The sequence below is a fragment of the Pseudomonas sp. GL-RE-29 genome (assembly GCF_019947275.1).
GTDB lineage: Bacteria > Pseudomonadota > Gammaproteobacteria > Pseudomonadales > Pseudomonadaceae > Aquipseudomonas > Aquipseudomonas fluorescens_A.
The window spans coordinates 1-1,768 of record NZ_JAGYGD010000078.1; the positions used below are offsets into that span (position 1 = coordinate 1).

The window sequence follows — 1,768 nt, forward strand, 5'->3', positions numbered from 1 at the left end:
ATCGCCAGCAAGCCGGCTCCTACAGGTTATGCGTCGGTCTTCAGGCGCTTCTGGAAAAAGAAGTGCTTATGCCCCGGCGGGTAGTCGGCGATGTGACCGATCTCGCTGTAGCCGCATTTCCTGTAGAAATCCGGCGCCTGGAATTCGAACGTGTCGAGCCAAAGGCCGACGCATTTTCTCTCCCGCGCCAAGTCTTCAGCCATCTGCATCAGCTGGGTGCCCATGCCCTGTCCACGGGCCTGTTCCGGCACCGACAGCAAGTCGATGAACAGCCATTGGTAAAACAATCGGGCGTAGAGTCCGCCGAGAATCTGGTCGTTTTCGTCGCGTACCAGCAGGGCAATGTTTTCGGGTATGGCGCCGTCGGCTTTCGACGCGTTGTAGGCGCGCAACGGCAGCAGAATGGCTTGGCGTTCCTCTTCCGTGGGGGTAGGCGAGAACTCTATTCGCAACGTCATGGCTATGTCCTTATGGCTGTGAACGCCCAGCCTAACGTGGTCGCCGCTAATGTTCCATCGCCGCAACCGGTTGGAACCGTCGCTCGCGCGCAGATGTCATTGATTAAGACGCGTCATCCCGAACGCGACCGATGAGGACACGCCGTGAATATTTTCGAAGCCTTGCGTGAAAGCCATGAACGCCAGCGCACCTATGCCAAAGCACTGATCAAGACCAGCGGCGACACCCCTGAGCGTGTCGAAGCCTACAAACAGCTGAAATCCGAACTCCAGGCTCACGAAACCGCCGAAGAGCGGCATTTCTATATTCCGTTGATGGAGTTCGACAACGGCGTCGACCTCAGCCGCCATGCGATTGCCGAACATCACGAAATGGACGAAATGATGGAGGAACTGGACGAAACCGAGATGTCCAGCCCGGCCTGGCTGGCGACCGCGAAGAAGCTGTCGGAAAAGGTCCATCACCATCTCGAGGAGGAAGAGCAGAAGTTCTTCCAGATGGCCGGCAAACTGCTCGATGACAAACAAAAAGAAACCCTGGCGGGGCAGTACTTGAAGGAATACAAGGCGCAGCTTTCTTGAGGGAACAGTCGCAAGCCTTTCCTGTTTTCACCTAAAATGCAGGACTTCAAAAAAAACAGGATGCGATGTCATGTCGAACACAGCCGAACGGGTCAACATCCTTGAGTCTCAGGTGTTGTCCCACGACTGGTATCTGCTGAAGAAAATCACCTTCGATTACCAACGCAACAACGGCGAATGGCAACGCCAGACCCGTGAGGTCTACGACCGGGGCAATGGTGCAGCGATTCTGCTGTACAACCGCGAAAAGAAAACCGTAGTGCTGACCCGACAGTTCCGGTTGCCGGTGTTCGTCAATGGTCACGACGGTTTGTTGATCGAAGTGGCGGCAGGGCTGCTCGATGGCGCGGCGCCCGAGGACCGCATCCGCGATGAAGCGGAGGAAGAGACCGGCTACCGCGTGCACCATGTGCAGAAGGTTTTCGAGGCTTACATGAGCCCGGGTTCAGTGACGGAAAAACTGCACTTTTTCATCGCTGAATATGACGCGGCTTCCAAGGTCAGCGACGGCGGTGGGCTGGAAGAAGAAACCGAAGAACTGGAAGTGCTGGAATGGGCATTCGAAGAAGCGCTTGAAGCGTTTTATCGCGGGGAAATCTGCGATGCGAAGACCATCATGCTGTTGCAGCATGCGGCGATGAAAAACATCTTCAACTAAGCACAATCCCCTGTAGGAGCTGCCGCAGGCTGCGATCTTTTGATCTTGAAAAACAAGATCAAAAGATCGC

General features: G+C 55.4%; 3 protein-coding genes. 2 read left to right on the plus strand and 1 reads right to left on the minus strand.

Annotation, left to right across the window (positions count from 1 at the left end):
* Nucleotides 1-26 precede the first annotated feature (26 nt).
* On the minus strand, nucleotides 27-458 hold the full coding sequence (locus KGB21_RS29285) for a GNAT family N-acetyltransferase (protein ID WP_034146938.1): 432 nt from the start codon (nucleotides 456-458) through the stop codon (nucleotides 27-29).
* A gap of 144 nt (nucleotides 459-602) precedes the next feature.
* Here KGB21_RS29285 and KGB21_RS29290 point away from each other — a divergent pair, with 144 nt between their 5' ends.
* Both KGB21_RS29290 and KGB21_RS29295 read left to right on the plus strand, forming a co-directional pair.
* Nucleotides 603-1,040 (plus strand): hemerythrin domain-containing protein, encoded by a 438-nt coding sequence (locus KGB21_RS29290; RefSeq protein ID WP_034146939.1) that lies wholly within the window; start codon nucleotides 603-605, stop codon nucleotides 1,038-1,040.
* A 70-nt stretch (nucleotides 1,041-1,110) separates the two neighbouring features.
* The gene (locus KGB21_RS29295; protein WP_223507542.1) at nucleotides 1,111-1,698 is read left to right on the plus strand and encodes an NUDIX domain-containing protein; all 588 of its coding nucleotides are present in this window, start codon (nucleotides 1,111-1,113) and stop codon (nucleotides 1,696-1,698) included.
* Nucleotides 1,699-1,768 lie beyond the last annotated feature (70 nt).